General features: G+C 57.7%; 16 protein-coding genes and 1 pseudogene. 7 read left to right on the forward strand and 10 right to left on the reverse strand.

Annotation, left to right across the window (positions count from 1 at the left end; genetic code table 11):
- The first annotated feature begins 46 nt into the window (after positions 1–46).
- Positions 47–1291, forward strand: a complete 1245-nt coding sequence (locus G449_RS0114115) for an MFS transporter (protein WP_022659969.1) — start codon at positions 47–49, stop codon at positions 1289–1291.
- A 98-nt stretch (positions 1292–1389) separates the two neighbouring features.
- Here G449_RS0114115 and G449_RS0114120 read toward each other — a convergent pair whose 3' ends face one another.
- Positions 1390–2904 (reverse strand): outer membrane homotrimeric porin, encoded by a 1515-nt coding sequence (locus tag G449_RS0114120; protein WP_022659970.1) that lies wholly within the window; start codon positions 2902–2904, stop codon positions 1390–1392.
- A gap of 412 nt (positions 2905–3316) precedes the next feature.
- Between G449_RS0114120 and G449_RS0114130 the strand changes: the two genes are divergently transcribed.
- Positions 3317–4951, forward strand: a complete 1635-nt coding sequence (locus tag G449_RS0114130; protein ID WP_022659972.1) for an ATP-binding protein — start codon at positions 3317–3319, stop codon at positions 4949–4951.
- Positions 4948–5625, forward strand: coding sequence for a response regulator (locus G449_RS0114135; protein WP_022659973.1), 678 nt, complete (start codon positions 4948–4950; stop codon positions 5623–5625). The genes G449_RS0114130 and G449_RS0114135 overlap by 4 nt, the downstream gene beginning before the upstream one ends.
- Positions 5626–5649: 24 nt before the next feature.
- On the opposite strand, the gene G449_RS0114140 is transcribed toward G449_RS0114135, so the two are convergent.
- From G449_RS0114140 to G449_RS0114155, 4 genes and pseudogenes are all read right to left on the reverse strand, one after another.
- Entirely contained in the window at positions 5650–6396 is a 747-nt protein-coding gene (locus G449_RS0114140; protein WP_027181036.1) for a sulfite exporter TauE/SafE family protein, read from the reverse strand.
- A gap of 281 nt (positions 6397–6677) precedes the next feature.
- Positions 6678–7517 (reverse strand): amidohydrolase family protein, encoded by an 840-nt coding sequence (locus tag G449_RS0114145; protein ID WP_022659975.1) that lies wholly within the window; start codon positions 7515–7517, stop codon positions 6678–6680.
- Between the two features lie 47 nt (positions 7518–7564).
- Positions 7565–9423, reverse strand: a pseudogene (locus G449_RS17300) (TRAP transporter large permease).
- 73 nt (positions 9424–9496) lie between these two features.
- Entirely contained in the window at positions 9497–10507 is a 1011-nt protein-coding gene (locus tag G449_RS0114155; RefSeq protein ID WP_022659976.1) for a TRAP transporter substrate-binding protein, read from the reverse strand.
- 598 nt (positions 10508–11105) lie between these two features.
- Between G449_RS0114155 and hpsG the strand changes: the two genes are divergently transcribed.
- The 4 genes from hpsG (at position 11106) to G449_RS0114175 (ending at position 16957) form a co-directional block, all read left to right on the forward strand.
- Positions 11106–13601 (forward strand): (2S)-3-sulfopropanediol dehydratase, encoded by a 2496-nt coding sequence (hpsG, locus tag G449_RS0114160; RefSeq protein WP_022659977.1) that lies wholly within the window; start codon positions 11106–11108, stop codon positions 13599–13601.
- A 63-nt stretch (positions 13602–13664) separates the two neighbouring features.
- Positions 13665–14606 carry a (2S)-3-sulfopropanediol dehydratase activating enzyme gene (gene hpsH, locus G449_RS0114165; protein WP_022659978.1) on the forward strand — a complete coding sequence of 314 codons (942 nt, stop codon included), beginning with the start codon at positions 13665–13667 and terminating at the stop codon, positions 14604–14606.
- Positions 14607–14630: 24 nt separating this feature from the next.
- The gene (locus G449_RS0114170; RefSeq protein WP_022659979.1) at positions 14631–16031 is read left to right on the forward strand and encodes a sigma-54 interaction domain-containing protein; all 1401 of its coding nucleotides are present in this window, start codon (positions 14631–14633) and stop codon (positions 16029–16031) included.
- The gene (locus G449_RS0114175; protein ID WP_022659980.1) at positions 16031–16957 is read left to right on the forward strand and encodes a DMT family transporter; all 927 of its coding nucleotides are present in this window, start codon (positions 16031–16033) and stop codon (positions 16955–16957) included. Before G449_RS0114170 ends, G449_RS0114175 begins: the two co-directional genes overlap by 1 nt.
- A 76-nt stretch (positions 16958–17033) precedes the next feature.
- Here the strand turns inward: G449_RS0114175 and G449_RS0114180 are convergent, their stop codons facing one another.
- The 5 genes from G449_RS0114180 to G449_RS0114200 all read right to left on the reverse strand — a co-directional run bounded on the left by G449_RS0114180 (position 17034) and on the right by G449_RS0114200 (position 21571).
- Positions 17034–17477 carry a MarR family transcriptional regulator gene (locus G449_RS0114180; protein ID WP_022659981.1) on the reverse strand — a complete coding sequence of 148 codons (444 nt, stop codon included), beginning with the start codon at positions 17475–17477 and terminating at the stop codon, positions 17034–17036.
- A 352-nt stretch (positions 17478–17829) separates the two neighbouring features.
- A complete protein-coding gene (gene lplA, locus G449_RS0114185; RefSeq protein WP_022659982.1) occupies positions 17830–18807 on the reverse strand; it encodes a lipoate--protein ligase in 978 nt (325 codons plus the stop codon).
- A 237-nt stretch (positions 18808–19044) separates the two neighbouring features.
- Positions 19045–20352: a lactate racemase domain-containing protein gene (locus G449_RS0114190; RefSeq protein WP_022659983.1), complete on the reverse strand. Its 1308-nt coding sequence runs from the start codon at positions 20350–20352 to the stop codon at positions 19045–19047.
- A gap of 151 nt (positions 20353–20503) precedes the next feature.
- A complete protein-coding gene (locus tag G449_RS0114195) occupies positions 20504–21229 on the reverse strand; it encodes a sulfite exporter TauE/SafE family protein (RefSeq protein WP_022659984.1) in 726 nt (241 codons plus the stop codon).
- A gap of 30 nt (positions 21230–21259) precedes the next feature.
- The gene (locus G449_RS0114200; protein ID WP_022659985.1) at positions 21260–21571 is read right to left on the reverse strand and encodes a hypothetical protein; all 312 of its coding nucleotides are present in this window, start codon (positions 21569–21571) and stop codon (positions 21260–21262) included.
- Between the last annotated feature and the right edge of the window lie 205 nt (positions 21572–21776).

A 21776-nucleotide genomic window follows, 5' to 3' on the forward strand; every position in this document is an offset into this window, starting at 1 on the left:
TGCCGGGCAACTGGACGCCTATCAGGCATAGCGGTATAGCTTGCCCATGATACCCCGCGCACGCTTTATCATGCTGAATCTGTGCCACATTCTGATTGACGGGCTTTTCGATTCCGTTCCCGTTGTGCTGGCATTCATGGCGCTGGCTCTTGGCAGTGGAGAAACGGACGTGGGCCTTGTGGTATCGCTGGGCGCGGCACTGAGCACTGCCGTGGGCCTTGGCACGGGCCTGTTTTCGCGGCGGTTCGGCTTTGACGGCTCTGTGGCCCTGCTCCTATGCCTGGCCGGGCTTGGCTATCTGGGCGCGGCCTTTGCGGGCGGCATGATTACCGCCGGTACGTGCTTTGTGCTGGCAATGGCGGGCTTTGCCGCCTTTCATAACATTTCTTTTTCCTACATCACGGCCAATACTGAAAGGCAGAGCCTTGGCCGGGTCATGAGCGACTTTACCGCCATTGGCGATGTGGGGCGCATCCCGCTGGTCTCTTTTGCCGCCTTTGCGGCGGCCTACTCTGTGGGGCCCATGCCGGGCTGGCGGGCAGTCTGCCTGGCCTATGGCGTACTGGCCCTGTGCGCCGCCCTGTGGCTCTTTTGCACCGCCGTAAAAAAATCCCCAGCGGCGGGCGGCAATACGCAAGCTGACAATTCCGCTTCCGGTCCATTGCCCGGCTCTGCGGAAACCCCGCCCCCGCGCCCAAGACGCAATCCTTTTGCAGGGTTCAGCATACTGAAAAACCGGGATGTCTTTCTGGCCATGCTTGCCAGCATGCTCAATGCCTTCAGCAATGACCGAATCTTTACCTTTCTGCCACTGCTGCTGGTGGCAAAAGGCATAGACGCCAAAACCATCGGCTCGTTCGCTCTTGGCTTCACCCTCGGTTCCTTTGTGGGAAAGATGGCCTGCGGACGCCTGATAGATATTTTCGGCACCCGAAAAATCTTTGTTATCGCAGGTGTTACCCTTGCCCTGCTGCTTTGCGCCCTGCTCCAGTCAAGCAATCTTATACTAACGGTGATTATATCCCTGGCCATCGGCATTGTGACCAAGGGGACCGTACCCGTCATACAGACCATCATCACGGAGCCGGTACGCGGCGCAACCGTCTACGATGCCATTTTTTCGCTCAATTCCTTCGGGCGCGGCATAATCAACATGCTGACGCCCGTGCTGTTTGGCGGCATTGCCTCCATGTGGAGCATGGAGGCCGTCTACCTGATCATGGCTGCGGTCGCCGCGCTGGGCATTACGCCTGTTCTGCTTATGAGCCGGAGCCGCACCGCCTCCGAATGAGCGGCATCTGCCGCCTGCACGTCCCGATAAAGCAAAAGCGCCCATGAAATCATGGGCGCTTTATTTTCGCGGTGCTTCAGGGGCTGACCGCGCGCGGCCTAGAACTGATACACAAAGGTCACGGCGGTATTCCAGGCATCGGCGCTGCGGTCGCTCTTGCCATTCATCTTGCTGTTGCCCCACACAGATGCGCTCTTGTCGAGGAAGAGCGCGTCATAGTTGGTTTCCACGTAGATGGTGAAGTTGTCGTACATCTTGTACTTGGTGCTCAGGCCAAATTCCACAAGGCTGTCGTTGCGGGTCAGGTACAGACCCTCGCGGCCTGGCACGGAACCATCATTGGGAGCCATCCAGCTTCCATTGGCATTTTTGATCTTTTTCAGGATCGCCGGATCGTTGGTGCCGCCCATGTAGTTGATGCGGAAGGTGTGGCTGAGATTGTCGATAAAGCTCATATCCTTGAGCCGCGCGCCAATGCCCCAGGTGCCTGTCATGGATTTGCCCACAATGCTGTCGCGTCCCACAATGGGGTCGCCGTGGAAGGCGAATTCCGAAAAATCGTTGGGGTTGTTGGGGTGAATGTTGGGCATGCGTTCGGAGCCGTTGCCCGGATTGTCGTCATCGCCCGAAGTATACCAGCCGTAAAGGCCAGGGGTGCTCCAGTCCAGCTTGTATTCGAGCAGCAGGGAGGCCAGCCAGCCAGCACGGTTCATGGCGGCATCGTCATACTGCACGGAGCCGTAAACAACGTCCCACGACACGCGGAAAGGGTCGAACAACGTCACCTGACCGGGCAGGCCCATCCATACGGCATTGCCGTATTCACTGAGCTTGCGCTTGTGGAAGCCGCCGTACAGGGGCAGCAGGCCAGCCTTGGGCCCGCCGGCAGAGGCTACGCTGGTGTAGCTGGTGATCTGGGAATTTTTGACGTTGTTGTAGTTGATGGCCGGGCCAATGCCCATATACATTCCCCAGGGCGTGAGGCTTACGCCGTCAAACGTCAGGGGCAGGGTCAGGCCCACGGCATCCATGTTGTCCATGTAGCCGGGGCCGCGGTTGGTTGCGTCAGTGGTGTTGTCATTGAAGAGGCGCGCCCAGAAGGCCGTCACGCCCACGTTTTCGTTAAAGGCGTAGGAGGCTGTGATGCCCGCCACATCATCGGCCAGCACCTGGCTGTTGTTGATGTAGTCGGGCAGCTGCATGGGCTGAATACCCATGCGCACCTTGAGGGCCGTCTGCGGCACAGTCCAGTCGAGAAAGGCGTTCTTGACCTTGACCCAGTTGCCGTCCGCGCCCAGCGAGCCGCCGCTGTTGCTGGCGCCCCAGTACTGCATCATGCCCCGGTTGTAGCCACCCAGTTCAAAGTGCACCGTGCCGGAAAGATTTTCAGAAACCTTGGCGTCCAGTTGCAGGCGAACCTGCTGGGCGGCTTCAAATTCGTCTTCACCGGAGCTGTAGCCCGTTTTGTTCCCGCCTTCGGTAAAATTGCCGTGCTGGCCGTAGCTGAAATTATAAGCCCAGCGGCCCTTGGCCGAAAAATCAATGGCGCTTGCTCCCCCGGGCACTGCGCACAACATCCCGGCTACCAAAAGTAACACTGCAATTTTCTTCATCCCCGGCTCCATCTTCGTTTCCTGGTTCAGTAACTCAATGACCAACTCAACAGCATTCCAAAACATGCACACATAGGGGGGTCGCCATTCCTAACTCCGCAGGTGATATTTTTCCACACTATTTTTTACTTGGCCGTGGAACGTGTGGGCTCCGCGCGCAACACCTGTGCTGTTTCAAGGGATGTTTTGCAAAATGTTGCCATTTGCGGCAGCACTCCCAATCTGGCAGCAACACCCATTTTCAACACGCTTGCCGCCATTTGCGGCCCCACAACGCACCTGATATGATAGCTTCTGGCGGGCAAGCCTACGCCTGCCGCAATTGTGCCGCACACTCACAGGCGGAGCCCAGCCACGGGCCGCCGCCACAATCCGGTCTGCCCGCCAGCATGACCGCCCTCGTCGGTTTGCCATGCTGCACGCCATCAGAAATTCCAGCCTGTTTGTAAAGCTTGTTATTATGGTCAGCCTTGCGCTTTGCCCGCCCATGCTGCTCGGGCATCTGGCTGGTTCCTATTTTATCAGCAAGTACGGCTATGAGGATGCGGAAAATACCGTTTCGAGCGTGGCGCAGCTTGCGGCGGAATCTCCGCTTGTGGTGGAGGCCATGCGCACCCGCCAGCCCGAGGCGTACAGACAGATGACCGCCTTTCTTGAAACGCTCACCCGTGCCTCGGACGTAAAATTTATCGTGCTGATAGATATGCAGGGTATCCGCCTTTTTCATCCCGACGTTGCAAAAATCGGTCAGCACTTCATGGGCGGCGATGAAGGCAAGGCCCTTGAAGGGCAGTCCTACCTTTCATCGGCGCGCGGCACATTCGGATTTTCGCTGCGGGCGTTCCGGCCCATTTTTGACGCGCAGGGCAATCAGCTGGGCGCGGCTTCCGCAGGCATTTTGTCCAGCGATATCGAGGCGGGCGTGGCGCGCCTGACCGGGCCTCTTGGCTGGCTGCTGGCGCTCTCGCTGGTTATCGGCATTGTGCTGGCGGTGCTGCTTTCGCGCACCATTAAAAAGATCCTTTTCGGACTGGAACCGCACCAGATCGCGCGGCTGCTTGAAGAACGCAACGCCATACTGCGCACCACCCGCGAGGGAATTATCGCCGTAAACAAGAACGGCACCCTGGTGCTTGTTAACGAAATGGCCGAAAAAATTCTGCGTTCGGCGGGCGTTTTCGGCCCGCTGGAGGGCCAGCCCGTGCAGAGCGCCATCCCCGGCACCCGCCTTGACGCCGTGGTCAGGGAGGGCAGGCCGGAGTACGACCAGGAGCAGAATATCAACAACAGCGTGGTGCTGACCAACCGCGTGCCAATTCTGGTGCAGGGAGAAATAATCGGCGCTGTGGCGACCTTCCGCGACATGACGGACGTGCGCGCCCAGGCCGAACGCCTCACCGGCCTTAACAATTATGTCGAGGCGCTGCGCTCGCGCTCGCACGAGTACCTCAACAAGCTGCACGTCATTTCCGGTCTGTTGCGCAATGGCCGCCACGCGGAGCTTGATGCCTACCTCGAGCAGATCATCGGCAGCAAAAAACTGGAAACCTCCGCCATTGCCGCCTTGGTCAAGGATCCCATTGTTGCGGGTTTTCTGGAGAGCAAGTACAGCCGCGCCCATGAAATGGGCGTGACCCTGGTGATCGAAGGGCACGGCGTGATCCCCCCGCTTTCGCCCAAGGGCTCGCACGCCTTGGTCACGGTGGTGGGCAACCTCATTGACAATGCCTTTGAAGCCACCATCTACGCTGTAGAAAAAAGGATCACCCTGAATATCGAAAATATCCCGGCTCAGGCGGGCGGGTGCGACGAACTTGTTATCAGCGTGTCCGATACCGGGCGCGGCATTTCCGATGAACATCTGGAAAAAATCTTCACCAAGGGCTTTTCCACCAAGGGGTCAAACAGGGGCATCGGGCTTTACATGCTGCTGCTTACGCTGGAAGAAATGGACGGTTCTGTGGAAATCGACGCAAAACCGGGGCACGGCACGGTCTTTACCGTGCGTGTTCCTGTGGCTGCGCTGGCGCAAGGAGAACAGGAATGATCCGCGTGCTCATCGTTGAAGACGATCCCATGGTGGCAGATCTGGCGGCAGTGTATCTTGAAGGAATAGAGGGCTTTTGCCTTGAAGGCAGGGCCAGTTCCGGCGAGGCCGCGCTGGAACTGCTGCGCGCCGGAGAAATTGATCTGGTGCTGCTCGACATGTTTATGCCCGGCATGACCGGCATGGAACTGCTGCGCATCATCAAGACCAGTTTTTTCAATACAGACGTCATCATGATAACCGCCGCGCAGAACAGCGATGACATTCTCAACGCCCTGCGCATGGGCGTTGCAGACTATATCGTCAAGCCCTTCACGGTTGAGAGGTTCCGCACCGCCCTTGAGCAGCTGCGTGAAAAGCGCCAGCTGCTCACATCGCCCGAGGTGCCCATCACGCAAGAAATCCTGGACAAACGTATATTTATTAAAAAATCTGGTCAGCCTCCGGCAGATACTCCAAAGGGCATAGACGCCACCACCCTGCAAAACATCATACAGGTGCTGCAGGGCTGTTCCGGCCCGTTCAGCCTCAAGGATATTGAGCCGCTGACAGGCATTTCGCGCATATCGCTGAAAAAGTATTTCGACTACCTTACGGCGGCTGACCGCCTGGGCAGTGAAAAAGACTACGGCGGTCACGGCAGGCCCGTGACCAGATATCACTGGAAAGGCTGAAGTGCTGGAGTACCAGCTCCTGATCTAACCCATTGCCCGCCATGCGATGAACAGACCTATGGCCATGCAAAGCCCGCTGACCATGCGCTTGAGCAGGCTCACAGGCACACGGTGGGCAATGTGCGCGCCCACGGCTATGCCCACAAGCTCGCAGGCCGTGACCCACCAGACCGTGGAATAGGAAATGAAGCCGTTGCTCATGTTGCTTGCAGAGCCGGAAACAGAAATTACCATTTGCAAAACCTGGCTTGTGGCAATGCACTGCAAGGGAGCATAGCTGAACAGCAGCATGACCGGCACGGAAATAATGCCCCCGCCAGCCCCCGTCATGCCGCACAAAAATCCCGTAAAAATGCCAATGCCAAAGAGCAGCGCCGTATTGCCCCTGGGGCTGAGCCGCTGGGCCATGCCCGTTCCTCTGCGCGCCGGAAGCATGGAATACAGGCTGGAAAAGATTATCAGGCAGGCCAGCAGAATGTTGAGCCCGCGCGCCGGAACATACGCCCCCACATACGCTCCCGCATAACCCGACAAAAAGCTGCCCGCCACCACTGGCAGGGTAACCCGCCAGTCAATGGTGCCGTAGCGCTGATAGCTCGCCGTTGCCACAATGCCCGCAAACAGAAAGCTGAACAGCGCCGTTGCCATGGCCTCATGCGTGCCAAGCCCGCCGAAAAACATGATAGCCGGGATCAGCAGCACGCCGCCCACCCCTGTTGCGCCAATAAGCGCGCCCACCAGAAATGACGAAACCGCAAGCGCCGCAAGCATAAAGGCTCCCATAACAGACGCCGGACAACAGTGCGAAGCCTGTCCGGCCAATATCAGTCTGGCCCAATAACAGCCCGGCCCGGCGTGACGCAGCACACGCCCAGGCCGGACTGTGTACGGGGGCGGGCTGGCATTAGCCCGGCCCCCGGCAGGAGGAGAGGGTCTCTCCAAATGGGGTCTGGCAGCACGCCAGGCGATCAGCCCTCCACGTGCCAACCAGCCCACACGGCAGAACTGCCGCAGCGGCGGCCAGACTCCAAAGTTATCAGGGGATCAGGGTGTTACGCCCGATCCAGCCCCAGCACACGGCGGGCATTTTCATACATGACCTTGCGCCGGGTTTCTTCAGTGAGGTCAAAGTGGGTATAGGCATCAAGGGCGTCAGCAAGTTCCACAAAGGGATGGGCGCTGGCAAAAAGCACCTTGTCGGGAATGAGGTCGTTCATGGCGCGCACGTACACGTCAACCATGGGGGCGCGCTCGTATTCCGAAATATCCATGTACACGTTGGCATTGCGCAGGCAGGTGTACACGGCCTCGTTCACGTAGGGGTATGCGCCGTGGCTCATGATGAGCGTAAGCTCGGGGAAGTCGCGGGCAACTTTGTCCACATCGCGGGGGTCGGCGTATTCCAGGATGGCCCCAGGCACCTGCGGCGGCGGAGCCATGGTGATGAATACGGGGATATTCAGTTCGCAACACTTTGAGTACAGGGGGTAGAACCTGGCTTCAGAGGCTGGGATATGGGCAAGATAAGGGTCAATGGCAATGCCCTTCATGCCGTATTCGGCCACAACCTGCTCAATCTCGCGCACTGCCGCCATTTTCTTGTGCGGGTCAATGCCCCAGAAGCCCACAAACTTGTCGGGATAGGCCCGGCAGAATTCAAGCACGCTGCCGTTATTGGCCGGGAAACCGTAGGTCGTTTCGCAGTCGCGGCCTGTGATAACACCAAGGTCTACGCCAAGCCGGTCAAGATCGGCCACAATATCCTCAAGCGGCTGAGGCTTGCGCTTGTCAAAGCCAATGGCCTTGCAGGCAGCCTTGAACATGGAGCTGTTCTTGATGCCGTTGATGATCTCCGGCGTATTGGGACGAAAACGAAAATCAATGGTATTCATTGTGCAGTTCTCCTGAACTGGCTACAGAGTTCAACAACCATGGTGCGTTATTTGGCGCCTACAAGGCAAAGGGGCACTTCGGGAATATAGGTGCAGATGAGCAGCACGATCACCATGAGGCCAATCATGGGCAGGGCCATACCTGCTATCTTTTCCAGTTTGGCCTTGGCAACGCCGCTGGCCACGAACAGATTGACGCCCACTGGCGGCGTGATGAAGCCAATGGCAAGGTTTACGACGATGATGACGCCGAAATGCAGGGGCGACACGCCAACCCCCGTGACAACGGGCAGCAGTATGGGCGTAAGGATGACAATGGCGGCCAGAGCCTCCATGAAGGTGCCCACAATAAGCAGAAGAATATTGATGAGCAGCAGGATGACGATCTTGCTGTTTGTGAAGCCCAGGATGGCACGGGCAATGGTGCCGGGCACATCCTCAATGGTCATGATGTTGCCGAAAAGCGTGGCCATCGCCATAAGCACAATGATAATGGCCGAGGTTTCGCACGATTCAACGCATGAGGCGAAGAACGTCCTGATATCCATTTCGCGGTAGAGAAAAAGCCCCACGATCATTCCGTAAAAAGCGGCGATGGCTGCGGCCTCGGTGGGCGTCATGACGCCGCCGTAAATGCCTCCAAGCACGATTACAGGCACCATGAGCGCCCACTTGGCTTCCCACGAGGCCTTGCCCAGGGTGTGCAGGTTGCGCACCTTGTTTTCGCCGCGCCAGCCCTGCTTGCGTGAATAGAAGTAGCAGTAGCCCATGAGCACAAAGCCGGTCATGATGCCCGGCACGATGCCGCTCATAAACAGATCGCCGATGGAAACCTGAGCGGATACGCCGTAGACCACAAAGGGGTTGCTTGGCGGAATCATCACGCCCACGCAGCCAGCAGCAGCCACCAGGGCGGCAGAAAAATACTTGTCGTACCCGCGTTCGATCATGGCAGGGATGGTCAGCGCGCCAATGGCCGCCACCGTGGCCGGGCCGGAACCGCTGATGGCCCCAAAGAACATGCAGGTCACAATGGCCGTGAGGCCCATGCCGCCATACAGGCCGCCGACGATCTCGTCCGCAAGGCTGAGCAGACGCCGCGAAAGGCCGCCAGCGCCCATGAACACGCCCGCAGCGATAAAGAACGGGATGGCCATGATGGGGAAGCTGTCGATGGACGTAAACGACACCTGGGCCATGTACTCAATGGGCAGGGTGTCTGCGCTTACGATGGTGGCAAGGGTGGAAAGCCCAAGCGAAATGGCAATGGGCACGCCAATGGCGCACAAAACCACAAAGTATCCAAAAAGCGCCGTCAGAGGCTCAATATAATCAAAGATAAAACAGGGAGAAGCGATGAGCGCTGTCAGGGCCAGACCAATGAGCGTATCAAGCGCGCCGCACTCCTTCACCTGGCCGTAGAGCGACTGCAAAAGCCGCAGGCACATGAGGCCGAAACCCAGCGGCAGAATGAGGTACGGCACAAGATAGGGCATGCCCAGAGCTGTTGTGTACTGGGGAAATGTCAGCAACCGTTCTATCTGCCCCCAGCCGAACCATGCAATGGTGGCTGTAAGACATAAAAACAGCGTTTCAACCGTTATCCAACTGATGCGCTGCCAGCGGGGAGGCAGGTGGTCATACAGCATGTCCACGCGAATGGATGAGCGTTTTCTGATAGCCACAGAAACGGCCAGATAGGAAATCCAGAAAAAATATACCGCGATAGCTCTTCAGTCCATACAGCCGCACCGGCACGTTCAATGAACTGGGTAATGATGTAGCGGTAAATAACCTGCCAGGTAATGAATAAAATAATGCTGATCAGGCCAGCAACCATGAAAATGTTTTCAAAATTCTGGTTCAGCCAGCGCAGAGGGCTGTTTTTTGCTTCTGTGGCGTTCATGCTTTTCCCCGTCGGTGAGTGCTAATTCTTGTTGGGGGGCCTGCCAGCAAAACTGGCGGCCCCCCGACAATAACTACTTCTGCGTTGCGGCGATCAGTTCCAGCAACTCAGCAGGAATTTCCTTGGCAAACTTTTCGCGCACAGGAGCGGTCTTCTTTTTCAGTTCCTCACGCTGCTCGGGAGTGAGCATGTGGATGGTGATGCCCCGGTCACGGAAGGCCTGCCAGGCCAGCTTTTCAAGCTTTACGGTCTCCGCGCGCTGCCACACCAGAGCTTCGTGAGCCGCTTCGGCGATGATCTTCTGCTGTTCGGGGGTGAGGCTGTCCCACCTCTTTTTGTTCATCAGCAGCACATGCATGGAATAGTTGTGCTGTGAATCCATGGCGTACTTGAGCACTTCAGTGTGCTTGGCATCGTTGAGCAGGGAAAATGTGTTGCCCTCGGCATCAACAGTACCCTGCTGGAGCGCAGTGTAGGTTTCACCCCAGGCCACAGGAGCCGGATTCATGCCCAGTTCTGTGGCCACGGCCACCTCCACGGGGGAATCCGTGGTGCGCACCTTGAGGTTCATGAGGTCCTGCACGCTGTTCAGGGGCTTTTTGGCAGAAACAAAGTTGCGGTAGCCGTATTCGCTGAACATGATGGTCTTGAGGCCGATACCACCTGCAACCTTGTCCAGAGCCTTGCCAAGATCGCCTTCGTCCAGGGCCTTGTAGAGCTTGTCCTGATTTTTGGGGTCAGTCACATAGGGCAGATCGATGGCCATAAAGGCCTTGGAAAAACTGGCAAGGTTAGGCGAAGAGCTTGAAGACATATCAAGCGTGCCAGCCTGAGCGGCTTCTGTGGTCACGCGGTCGCTGCCAAGCTGACAGTTGCCGAAAATCTGGATGCGGATTTTCTTGTTGCTTTTCTGCTCAACAAGTTCCTTGAACTTTTCATACCCTACGGTCACGTTATTGCCCGGAGCCATGGGGTGCCCCAGCCTCAGGGTCAGCGGTTTTTCAGCAAAGGCATCTTGCGAAAAAAGGCTCATGCCAAGGCAGGCTGTAGCCGCAAGAGCGGTTGCAAAAAATAGTTTACGCATGTTTCTCCTCACTCTCAGTAGGGGGTTGTAAAACATAAACCTGGACGGCCTCATCAAAGGCCTCCGCTTTGTGATTTTTTTGTTTTGCACAATGCGTGCCATTAAAAATCAGGGTCTAAAAGCGCGCATAGCTAATTTTAACTTATTTTACAGCCAGTTAATAATAAGCAATGCGCGCAGCCAATCGGCGCAAGATTATTGATGTCGCAAATCCGCACCTATTGATACCTGCTACCGACAACGCTTTTGGGCATATTGTGAAATATGTTTCATATAGGATTTTCGCAATTTTGAGACCCTCTGGCAAACCGCAATTCCTCAGCATGTCGCAAAATTGCGTCGCACTCCTGTACCAGTTTATCAAAAAACAATCCTGACTGATGCAATCATGCATCATCCTTTCCTTCGCAGGTGCCCTCTGAGCGCCCGCAAATCCATATTTTTTAAAAAATAAAATCATTTCAAAGTATTATAAAATTTGGCACACCCCATGCAGAGAGGGGGGCAACCGAGGATTGCCACAAACTATCGGCGTTCTCCGCGCGGCGGCACCACAACAGCACCGCGCGCCACATATTCATATTTCAGGAGTAGCGTGATGAGCACCACCACTTGCGAATGCCGGTCCCCCCAGGAACAGCGTTTGTACGACAAGATCGAGGGCAGGGAAGACAAGTTCCGCAAAACCCACACCCGCGTTTTCAAGCTGCTGGAGCGCTTTGAGGGCCAGAAGCCGCGCATCGACATTGAACGCGCGCTGTACTTCACCCAATCCATGCAGGAGACAGACGGTCAGCCCCTGGTACTGCGATGGGCAAAGGCCCTCATGCACATTGCGAAAAACATGACCGTCTACGTGCAGGAAGACCAGCTGCTGCTTGGCCGCGCCGGTTGCGATGGCCGTTACGGCATTCTGTACCCCGAGCTGGACGGCGACTTTCTGGATATCGCCGTGCGCGATCTGCCCACCCGCAAGACCTCGCCCGCCATGATCACGCCTGAAGACGCCAAGCGCGTTATTGAAGAAATTGCGCCGTACTGGAAGGGCAAGACCTACCATGAGGCCCTTAACGCCGCCCTGCCCGCCGAGATCCACAAGCTGACCTATGACGACCCCATGGGGCTTATCTCGCGCTTTATCGTCAACGAGACTTCGTCCTTCCGTTCGTCCATCCAGTGGGTGCACGATTATGAAAAGATCCTGAAGCGCGGCTTTAACAGCATCAAGAAGGAAGCCCAGGACAAGCTGGACGCCCTTGATCCCCTGAGCTGCAAGGACGCCTGCGAAAAGCGCCCCTTCCTTGAAGCCATCGTCATCGTATGCGATGCCATCGTGCTGTGGGCCAAGCGCCACGCCGTGCTTGCCCGCGAAATGGCCGCCAAGGAAGCCGACCCCACCCGCAAGGCCGAACTGCTGCGCATGGCCGACAATGCCGACCACGTTCCCGGCGAACCCGCCCGCGACTTCTGGGAAGCCTGCCAGAGCCAGTGGTTCACCCAGATGTTCTCGCGCATTGAGCAGAAGACCGGCACCACCATTTCCAATGGCCGCATGGACCAGTACTTCTTCCCCTTCTACGCCAAAGACCGTGCCGAGGGCAAAATCACCGATGCCCAGGCTACGGAACTGCTGGAATGCATGTGGGTGGGCATGGCCGAATTCATCGACATGTACATTTCGCCCACCGGCGGCGCTTTCAACGAAGGTTATGCCCACTGGGAAGCCGTGACCGTTGGCGGCCAGACCACCGATGGCCGCGATGCCAGCAACGCTCTGACCTACCTGATCCTCAAGTCCAAGCGTGAGTTCCCGCTGCACTACCCCGACCTCGCGGCCCGCATCCACTCCCGCGCGCCCGAGCGTTACCTGTGGGACGTGGCCGAAACCATCAAGTACGGCTCCGGCTTCCCCAAGCTCATCAACGACGAAGAAATCGTGCCCCTCTATGTTTCCAAGGGTGCGACCTTTGAAGAAGCCCTGGACTACGCTGTTTCCGGCTGCACCGAAGCCCGCATGCCCAACCGTGACACCTACACATCGGGCGGGGCATACATCAACTTTGCCGCTGCCGTGGAAATGGTGCTGCGCAATGGCCGCATGAAGAAATACGGCGACCAGCTTCTGGGCGCTGAAACCGGCGACCCGCGCAACTTCAAGACCTGGGACGAATTCTGGAACGCCTACGTGCAGCAGCACCTGCTGTTCCTCAAGGCGGCCTTTACCCAGCAGTACATCATCAACAAGCTGCGCGCCCAGCACTTTGCCCAGCCCATGGGCTCGGCCATGCACGACCTGTGCATGAAGCACTGCATCGACCTGCATCAGGAACAGATCCCCGAAGGCATCAACCTGGGCTACTTTGAATACATGGGCCTCGGCACGGTTGTGGACTCCCTCGCCGCCGTAAAAAAGCTGGTGTTTGAAGAAAAGAAACTGAGCATGGACAAGCTGCTGGCCGCCATTGACGCCAACTTTGAAGGCTACGATGACGTACGCGCCATGCTGCGTTCCGCCCCCTGCTACGGCAACAACGATGAATACGCCGATGCCATTGGCCGCGAAATCGACAAGATTTCCGTGGAATACGGCGGCAAGTACTCCATGAAGGAGCTGGGCATCCACAACGATGTGCGCTACGTGCCCTTTACCTCGCACGTGCCCTTCGGCAAGGTGGTTTCCGCCACGCCCAATGGCCGTACAGACGGCTTCCCGCTTTCCGATGGCTCCTCGGCCTCCCACGGAGCGGACGTCAACGGCCCCACCGCCGTGCTGCTCTCCAACTACCAGACCAAGAACATGGGCATGCGCGACCGCGCCGCCCGCATGCTGAACATCAAGTTCACGCCCAAGTGCGTGGAAGGCGAACAGGGCACGGAAAAGCTGGTGTCCTTTATCCGCACCTTCTGCGACCTCAAGCTCTGGCATGTGCAGTTCAACGTGGTAAACAAGCAGACCCTGGTGGCCGCGCAGAAAGACCCGCAGAAGTACCGCAACCTCATTGTGCGCATTGCCGGGTACAGCGCCTACTTTGTGGATCTGTCGCCCGACCTGCAGAACGACCTGATTGCCCGTACTGAACACGACGTGATGTAATATTCAACCGCGCGGCAGCCTCAGCATCCGGGCTGCCGCGCTTTTTTCATAAAGGAAGGGTTTATGTGCCTGGAAGACAGCCAACAGCGGGGCATGGTTTTTAACATACAGAAATATTCGGTTCATGACGGCCCCGGCATAAGAACCATTGTCTTTCTCAAGGGCTGCGCCCTTTCCTGCCGCTGGTGCAGCAATCCTGAATCGCAAAAACGCGAACCGGAGCTGGCATTCAATGCCGGGCGCTGCCTGGGCGTTTCCAAGTGTGGGCACTGCATTGTAGCCTGTCCGCACGGTTCCATCACCTTGGGTGATGACGACAAGCTGAACATAGACCGCAGCCGTTGCGCCGCGTGTGATTTGCCCTGCGCTGCGGCCTGCCCGGCTCAGGGTTTGCTGGTTTATGGCAAAGAGCGTACAGTGGACGATGTGCTGCAAGTAGTTGAACAGGATATGGCCTTCTATGCCCGCTCTGGCGGCGGCCTGACCCTTTCGGGCGGCGAACCCCTGTTGCAGGGTGAATTTGCCGTGGCTCTGCTGCGCGAGGCGCGCACCCGGCGCATCAAGACCGCGGTTGAAACCTGCGGCATGGTCTCGCCTGATACCATCCGCGAGGCAGCGCCATATCTCAATTACGTGCTGTTCGACATCAAGCACATGGACAGCGCCGTGCACGAAGCGCAGACAGGCCTGCCCAACAGGCGTATCCTCGAAAATTTTCGTATTCTGGCAGAAGAATTTCCCGATCTGCCCATACTGGCACGCACACCGATAATTCCCGGCTTTAACGACAGCGAAGAAGCCATTGCCGCCATTGCCGGATTCCTCAAGCCCTTTGAGCGGGTGGAATACGAAATGCTGCCCTACCACCGCCTTGGTACGCAGAAATACCAGTTTCTCGACAGGCCCGTGCCCATGGGCGATGTAAAGCTGGAAACAGAGCACATGAACAGGCTTCAGGCTGTGGCGCAGGGCATCCTGGGCGATCGGCTCCGCGTACCGCACTGATAACCACTTACCCCCGATTGACCTATGGCATGCAGATCTTCCGAGCTTCTATCAAAACATGTGGAGCGCATACTCGACGCCCTGCCTGAAGGCGTTTTTATAAGCGACGCCTCTGGCACCAGCCTGCGGGTCAACCGCATGTACGAGCAGCTGACCGGGCTGACCCAGGAACAGATACGCGGCAAGAATGTGCGCGATCTGGTACAGGAAGGCACGTTTGACTGCATCCTGAATCCGGAGATCGTGCGCACGGGCAGGCCCACCACCCATGTGCAGCAACTCAAAAACGGCAAAAAACTTGTGCTTACGGGCTTTCCCGTTTTTGATGCCAAGGGCGATCTGTGTCTGGTGGTCACGTTTGCGCGCGATGTCACCCTGCTCGCCCAGTTGCAGACCCAGGTGGCAGGGCAGTGCAAACTTATTGACCAGATCAACGACCAGTTGGCCTACATTGCGCAGGGCGCGGCGAAATCGAGCGAGCCTGTGTATGCCAGCCGGGCCATGGGTGACGTGGTTTCCCTGCTGCGCCGCTTTGCGGACACGGACGCGACCGTGCTTATTTTAGGCGAAACCGGCGCGGGCAAGGATGTGTTTGCCCGCTACACCCACTCCCAGTCGGCCCGCAACGATAAAATCCTGCTCAAGGTCGACTGCGGCGGCATTTCTGAATCGCTCACAGAATCCGAGCTGTTCGGCTACATGCCGGGGGCGTTCACGGGCGCTTCCAACAAGGGCAAGGCCGGATATTTTGAAATTGCCGATGGCAGCACTATCTTTCTGGACGAAGTGGGCGAGTTGCCGCTTTCCATGCAGACGCGGCTCTTGCGCGTGCTTCAGGACGGCGAAATCATGCGGGTTGGGGCCTCCAGCCCGCGCAAGGTGGACGTGCGCATCATTGCCGCCACCAACCGCGATCTGGCCGAAAGCGTGGAGGCCGGAACCTTCCGACGCGACCTGTACTACCGCCTCAATGTTGCCACGGTGCGCATCCCCCCACTGCGCGAAAGACAGGAAGACGTGCGCCCCCTGGCAGAGCACTACCTCGCCCAGTACACTGCCAAATACCACAAGGCCATGGCCTTTATGGACGTGACCCTGGACATCATGACGGCCTATTCCTGGCCCGGCAACGTGCGTGAGCTGCAAAACCTTGTGCACAGCCTGGTCATCACGCTCAGCGGGCCGCTGATTTCCCCGCGCGACCTGCCGCCGCAGATATCCGGCGCACCCCGCGAAGCCTCGTGCTATACCGAGGACATCCTCGCCGCCCGCCGCCCCCTGCGCGACATCATGGCCGAAATGGAGCGGGATTTTCTGCTCAAGGCCATTGAAGTGCACGGCTCTGTGCAGCGCGTGGCGGAGCTGTTCCAGATCAACCGCAGTACGGTGTTCCGCAAGTTGCAGGGCGCACGGCGGATTGACTGATGCGTGTGAGCGTCAGGGCTGGCAAGACGACAGTCAAGACGCATGCTTCCCCCTTGGTGGTGGCGGCCTTGACGACCTTGGTCATGATTCTTTTTGCCGCCAACTCTCTGCTTTGCCGCTTTGCGCTTGCCGAAGGGCAAAACGCCCATCCCCTGAATCCCTCTGTATATACGGCCCTGAGGGCCATTTCTGCCGCTGCCATGCTCTGGCTGCTCCAGCTGCGGAGCGGCGGCAACCCGCTGCGTGCTGGCAGCTGGGGCGCTGCGCTGGCGTTGTTTGGCTATATGGCCTGCTTTTCCTGGGCTTATGTACGGCTGTCTGCCGGGGCGGGCGCTCTGGTTATTGCCGTGGCCGTGCAGGCTGGCATGCTCGTGGCCGGGCTGCGGCTGGGGCAACATCCCGGCAAGGCCCAGAGCCTGGGCATTGGACTTGCCATGGCAGGGCTTGTCTATCTGCTGCTTCCGGGGCTTGATGCGCCGCCAGCAGGGGCGGCTACGGTCATTTTCTGCTCTGGCCTGTGCTGGGCGGCCTATACAATTTACGGCAGGGGCGGCGGCAATGCCGCTGCGGCCACGGCTGGCAATTTTATCCGCTGTGTGCCGCTGGCTATCGTGCTGTTAGCTTGGGCTGCGGCCTTTGACCAGGCTGGCATGCCCGCCGCATGGCCGTGGGCAGGCGTTGCCTGCGCCCTGGCTGCCGGAGCTCTGGCTTCGGCTCTTGGCTATGTGCTCTGGTATGCTGTTTTACGCTGGCTCAGCGTGCCCTCTGCCGCTGTGGTGCAGTTGAGCGTACCGCTCATCACCGCCCTTGGCGGCGCCGTGCTCATGAACGAAACTCTGGGGCTGCGGCTGCTGGTGAGCACCCTTGCCATTCTGGGCGGCATTTTCTGCGCAACGGCCCTACCCCACCTGCTGCGCAGACGCTAGGCAAACCAACATGACGCCTGCGCCATCCCCAGTATGCCGGGGATAAAAAAACACCGCCGTAAAGGCGCGCAAATCGCTACTTTGCTGATGCGGAAAGCAGATTGGCCAGGATGACTTCCATCACACGATAAAAAACTTCAAGGTCTGCATCGGATATGCCCGTCAGAGCTTCAACGCGCAGTTTTGTGCCAATGTTCAGAATATCGTTGATGACGCTGTCCGCCTTGGGGGTCAGGCAGATGCGTCTGGCGCGCCTGTCACCCTCCACGCCCACACGCTCTACAAGGCCCATGCGCTCAAGGCCATCCAGCACCCGCACCAGGGTGGGGCCTTCCACGCCCACAGAAACGGCCAGATCCTTTTGCAGGGCCTTGCCGTTCATCCGCGACAGGTGCATGAGCACCAGCCAGCGCGCCTGGGTCAGCCCCAGATGGGAAAGACGCTCGTCAAGCTTGGTACGCCATGTGCGGGAGGTGCGGTTGATGATTATACCAACAAGGTCTCTGGTAGAAGCGCTCATTGTAATGCCCCCATTGTGTGCGTTGCCAGCTTGCAGTTGACACTTGCTTGCCGTCTGCATGGTGCCAGCCCAAAACTATTTTTGGCACCAGATGTTATGCACTGCCACATCCAAACGTCTCGCGCAAGTCAGGAAAATTTTCAAAAGCACACATCAGCCCGCAGAATCAGACCGCGCGTAGAGGATCACCCTGCCAGGCAGACCTGCAACACGCTGCTGGAGCGCATATGGGCAAACAGAAAGATAAGGGAAAAAGTCCGGTAAATAAATGAAATAAAATATATGGAAATTTATATGGCATAAAAACAGGGCAATGCGCAAGTGGTTGAAACTATTGCCCGCTTCCAGCCAACTAAAAAAGGCAGTCCAGGAAAATACGGTCGCCAATGCCCTGAATGAATGCGTCAATGTGAACCAGAGCCAGCCGACGCTCCAGAGCCCCGCGCTCGTGCCTGCACCCGCAGAGCATGTCTTCAAGTTCCGTCACATCCCGAACGCCAAAATAGTCGCCGAACAGACGGATATCGGCGATTATGCCGTCACGCACATCCATATGTACGTCAAGTACGCCGCCGGGGGTCTTTGTGCTGCGTTCAAAGGCGTAATTGGGTGAATAGCCAAAATTCCAGTACCAGGAGCGGTAGCGCTCTACTGCCAGAGCCTCAATGGCGGTTATTTCCTCCGTGCTCAAGGCCGTCTGCCCTATAGAACCCTCCCCGGCCACAAAGCGCATGAGGTAGTTTATGAATTCCTCAATGGGCATGGGCTGGGGCAAAAAATCCACAATGTTGCCCACGCGGCCACGCACGCTTTTGACAGATTTATCAATGTATTTTGCGGGGCTGGGCTTGAGCGCGGCGCAGACCGAATCCAGGTTGGCAGAATACAGCAGGGTGCCGTGGTGCAGCAGACGGTCGCGGTGCATGTGCTGCGCGTTGCCGGAAATTTTGCTTTCACCAACGACCATGTCGTTGCGGCCATTGAACTCGCAGGGGACGCCAAGGGCATTGAGCGCTTCGGTAATGGGCGTGGCAAAGCGCTTGAAATCCAGCAGCCCCGAATGGTTGTTCAGGCTGATGAAGGTAAAGTTGATATTCCCCAGGTCATGAAAAACCGCGCCCCCGCCGGTAAGCCTGCGCACAACGGGGATGCCGTGCTGCTGCACATAATCGGCGTTGATTTCGGAGTGGGAGTTCTGGTTCCGCCCCACAATAACAGAAGCCGCATTACGCCAGAGCATAAAAATGTCGGTTTCGCTATTGCGCAGCAGCCATTCTTCCGCCGCCAGATTGAACGAGGCGTCTGTACAAGGATTATAGATAAAGCGCATACTCCCCCCCATAAAACACATCGTTGGGACATATCGCATTTTCTACATTTGTCCAAGCCATTCGCCGATGCCCCCGTGTACAGGCATGAGGGGGCGCTGTTGCTTTTACGAAAACATCGGGCGTGGAGACAATCCAGTCGTCTTTACGCCCGATGTTTTGTGATCAGTCTGTCAATCCATGCAAGGCGTTAAGGCAGGCTTTGTCTGCCTCAAGTGAGCTTTTCAACTGTTAAATGCCTAGTTGTTGACCGCGTGGAGCTTGGGCAGGGTATTGGCCCCGTGGGGCAGCAATGTTGCCCGCAGGTCTTTGCCGCCGTTCAGTTTTTTAGCCAGCGCAAGGGCTTCATCCAGAGTCGTGGTAATATGAATCTTTGTTTTGGCAAAGTCCGCAGCATTCATGGAGCTGACCATGATGAGGTTGTGCTTTTCCGCCGATTCCGCAAACAGAAATCCCACATAGCTGCCTATGGAAAAATTCTCGCGCAGGTCTTTTTCTCGCGCGTCCATATTGTCAAAATCGCAGATCTGGTGCTGGGTATCCGGGCTGCCAAAGCCCTCGGTGCAGGCTGACAGAATGATGATGGTGCCGCCCTCGCTCACCACCGCAAGGGCGTTGGCCAGGGTTTTGATGGTCTGGTAAAAATTGATGTCCTTGGGCACGCCGCCTGCGCTGGCGATGACCAGGGGAGTGCGCTCGGCCACGTTGACGCCGTCGATGGCATCAACCAGCGCGCAGGCCTCGCGGTGGGCCTGCACCATGTCGCCAGCCACGGCCTTGATGATGTTGTAATTGTCGTCCACCACCACGTTGAGCAGGAAGCTGGGCTTGGCCAGCAGGGCGGCTTCTTCAAGATCGGCGTGAAAAATATTGCTGGTTTCCATATTGGCGCTACGCACCGCCGCATTGGTGCCGCTGCCAAAGCCCTTGTTCAGGGCCAGGTTGTGGTGCCGCTGGATGGTCTCGTAGCTGGCGATGCCGGGCAGCAGATACTTGGGGCCGCCGCCGTACCCGGCCAGAAAGTGGTACACCACGCCGCCGGTCAGGATGATATGGTCACACTCCATGGCAAAGCGGTTAAACCACACCTCGGTGCCGTTGCTGGTCACGCCCGCCTTGACCATATCCGCCGAATCCCGGCACTTGTGGTCAATAACCTGAATACGGTTGTAAATATCCTCGGAAACGATGGCGATGTGCTCCTCGCGCGTCATCGGCCGGTGCGTGCCCGTGGCCGTGAGTATACGAATGTCCGCATCGCGGATGCCGCATTTGTTCAGACGGGCCACCACAGCAGGAACATAAACATTGGGCGACTGCCACAGACGCGTGGAATCTGGCACGACAATGCACACCGTCTGGCCGGGTTTGAGCATTTCCCCAAGCCGGGGCGAACCGATAGGATTATCCAGAGCTTCGTTAATATGCTCCAGCGCGCTTTTGGCGGGCAGCGCAACCGCATTTGAATGCAGCTCCGCCGCGATGAGGCCGTTGCCAAGCTCCACAGAAAATTCCCTGTCGCCGTATTTCATGTAATGCTGTGCCATGAGTCGTGTCCCTGTTTGTTGCTGTGCCGCAAATGCAGCGCCGGGCCTTGTTCCGCACAATTCTGCCGCAGCGCAGTCCGTTCAGGGTCTGTTATGCCTCATGCAGGCTTTTGTGAAGAGGGGAAAATCCCGCTTCCGCGCCGCATTTTCTCTACCCCAGCAGCGCGTTGCCCGTCATCACAAGGCCCGCACAGGCAAGCATGGCATCAATAAGCAGACTGAAGGTCGCTTCAGACATGCCAAGCACAAAACGCTTGCCCAGAAATGTGCCAACAGCCAGCGTAGCACCCACCACAAGACCATTGCACAGCACCGGCAGGGGCAGGCCACCCACGGCACCAAACGCAAAAGTCTTGGCCAGATGCACCGCAATGGAGGCAGCCGCCTCGGTGGCAAGCAGCGCGCCCTTAGCAAGGCCAAAACCGGCAAAGATGGGGATGGTCAGCGGCCCTGTGGAATACACAACACCAGCCAGATATCCCACCACGCCCCCAGTAAATGCCATCTGCCGTGGCCCCAGCCGCAATCCGCGCGTGCGCATTCCCCGCCGCAACCCGATGAGCACAAAGAAAAACAGACCGATGCAAAAGTTTGAAATTTCTGCGGGCATAATCCAGAGCGTTCGCACACCCAGCACCGCCGCAGGTACGGCAGTTACCGAATAGCAGGCAAAGGCCCTGAGGCTTATCTGCCGCCGCCAGACCACCACGCGCGACGCGTTGCCCACAATGGCTGCAATGCCCATGATGGGAATGGCAGCCTTGGGGCCAAAAGCCAGACTCAGCACCGGCAGCAGGATTATGGACGACCCGGTGCCCACCACCCCGCTGATGGCCCCTGCCACAATGCCGCATAGAGCAATGAGCGCGTATACCACGGCCTCTCCATACTGCGCGCAGAATCGCGTTTACAGGGGCGTAATCTGATCTACCTTGTGGTGGAACACATAGGGGTCTGCCACCAGCTCAAAGCGTTCGTCATCGGGGTAGTGCACGGCAAGCTGGTAACTTTCGCCCGCAAAGGCCTTTATGGCCTCCAGCGAATCCCACCATGTGGCAAAGAAAAAATGCTCCCAGCCGCGAAAGGTCATGCGTTTGACCGCAACGCCCAGATTGCCGTCAACGCTTTTGGCGTGGTCTTCGCCCGTTTTGCGCAGATGCCCGGCAAAGGCGTCGCCCATAGCCACAGGCACGCACCCGTGCCATGTTCTCACAATCATACTGTCTCCTGTCTGCTCCTGCGCCCGCCGCTGGCGAGGGCGCATTGTCAACGAAAATCCCTTGTGGTACCCAAACCGCACACCAAGTCATTCTGCTTTCGGGATAATCCCGGCGTACTGGCGGCCCCGCGCCTGCGTCCTTGCTGTTTTCGGGGCAACAAACCCTGGCATCACCACATCGATTCACACCGGCCTACAGACCACT

Origin of the sequence: Desulfovibrio desulfuricans DSM 642, from assembly GCF_000420465.1 — a bacterium.
Classification (GTDB): domain Bacteria; phylum Desulfobacterota; class Desulfovibrionia; order Desulfovibrionales; family Desulfovibrionaceae; genus Desulfovibrio; species Desulfovibrio desulfuricans.

What these genes read in the sequence shown, in the direction of transcription:
- G449_RS0114115 (WP_022659969.1), top strand. Translation starts at nt 47, where the DNA reads ATGATACCCCGCGCACGCTTTATCATGCTGAATCTGTGCCACATTCTG.
- G449_RS0114120 (WP_022659970.1), bottom strand. Translation starts at nt 2,904, where the DNA reads ATGAAGAAAATTGCAGTGTTACTTTTGGTAGCCGGGATGTTGTGCGCA.
- G449_RS0114130 (WP_022659972.1), top strand. Translation starts at nt 3,317, where the DNA reads ATGCTGCACGCCATCAGAAATTCCAGCCTGTTTGTAAAGCTTGTTATT.
- G449_RS0114135 (WP_022659973.1), top strand. Translation starts at nt 4,948, where the DNA reads ATGATCCGCGTGCTCATCGTTGAAGACGATCCCATGGTGGCAGATCTG.
- G449_RS0114140 (WP_027181036.1), bottom strand. Translation starts at nt 6,396, where the DNA reads ATGCTTGCGGCGCTTGCGGTTTCGTCATTTCTGGTGGGCGCGCTTATT.
- G449_RS0114145 (WP_022659975.1), bottom strand. Translation starts at nt 7,517, where the DNA reads ATGAATACCATTGATTTTCGTTTTCGTCCCAATACGCCGGAGATCATC.
- G449_RS0114155 (WP_022659976.1), bottom strand. Translation starts at nt 10,507, where the DNA reads ATGCGTAAACTATTTTTTGCAACCGCTCTTGCGGCTACAGCCTGCCTT.
- hpsG (WP_022659977.1), top strand. Translation starts at nt 11,106, where the DNA reads ATGAGCACCACCACTTGCGAATGCCGGTCCCCCCAGGAACAGCGTTTG.
- hpsH (WP_022659978.1), top strand. Translation starts at nt 13,665, where the DNA reads ATGTGCCTGGAAGACAGCCAACAGCGGGGCATGGTTTTTAACATACAG.
- G449_RS0114170 (WP_022659979.1), top strand. Translation starts at nt 14,631, where the DNA reads ATGGCATGCAGATCTTCCGAGCTTCTATCAAAACATGTGGAGCGCATA.
- G449_RS0114175 (WP_022659980.1), top strand. Translation starts at nt 16,031, where the DNA reads ATGCGTGTGAGCGTCAGGGCTGGCAAGACGACAGTCAAGACGCATGCT.
- G449_RS0114180 (WP_022659981.1), bottom strand. Translation starts at nt 17,477, where the DNA reads ATGAGCGCTTCTACCAGAGACCTTGTTGGTATAATCATCAACCGCACC.
- lplA (WP_022659982.1), bottom strand. Translation starts at nt 18,807, where the DNA reads ATGCGCTTTATCTATAATCCTTGTACAGACGCCTCGTTCAATCTGGCG.
- G449_RS0114190 (WP_022659983.1), bottom strand. Translation starts at nt 20,352, where the DNA reads ATGGCACAGCATTACATGAAATACGGCGACAGGGAATTTTCTGTGGAG.
- G449_RS0114200 (WP_022659985.1), bottom strand. Translation starts at nt 21,571, where the DNA reads ATGATTGTGAGAACATGGCACGGGTGCGTGCCTGTGGCTATGGGCGAC.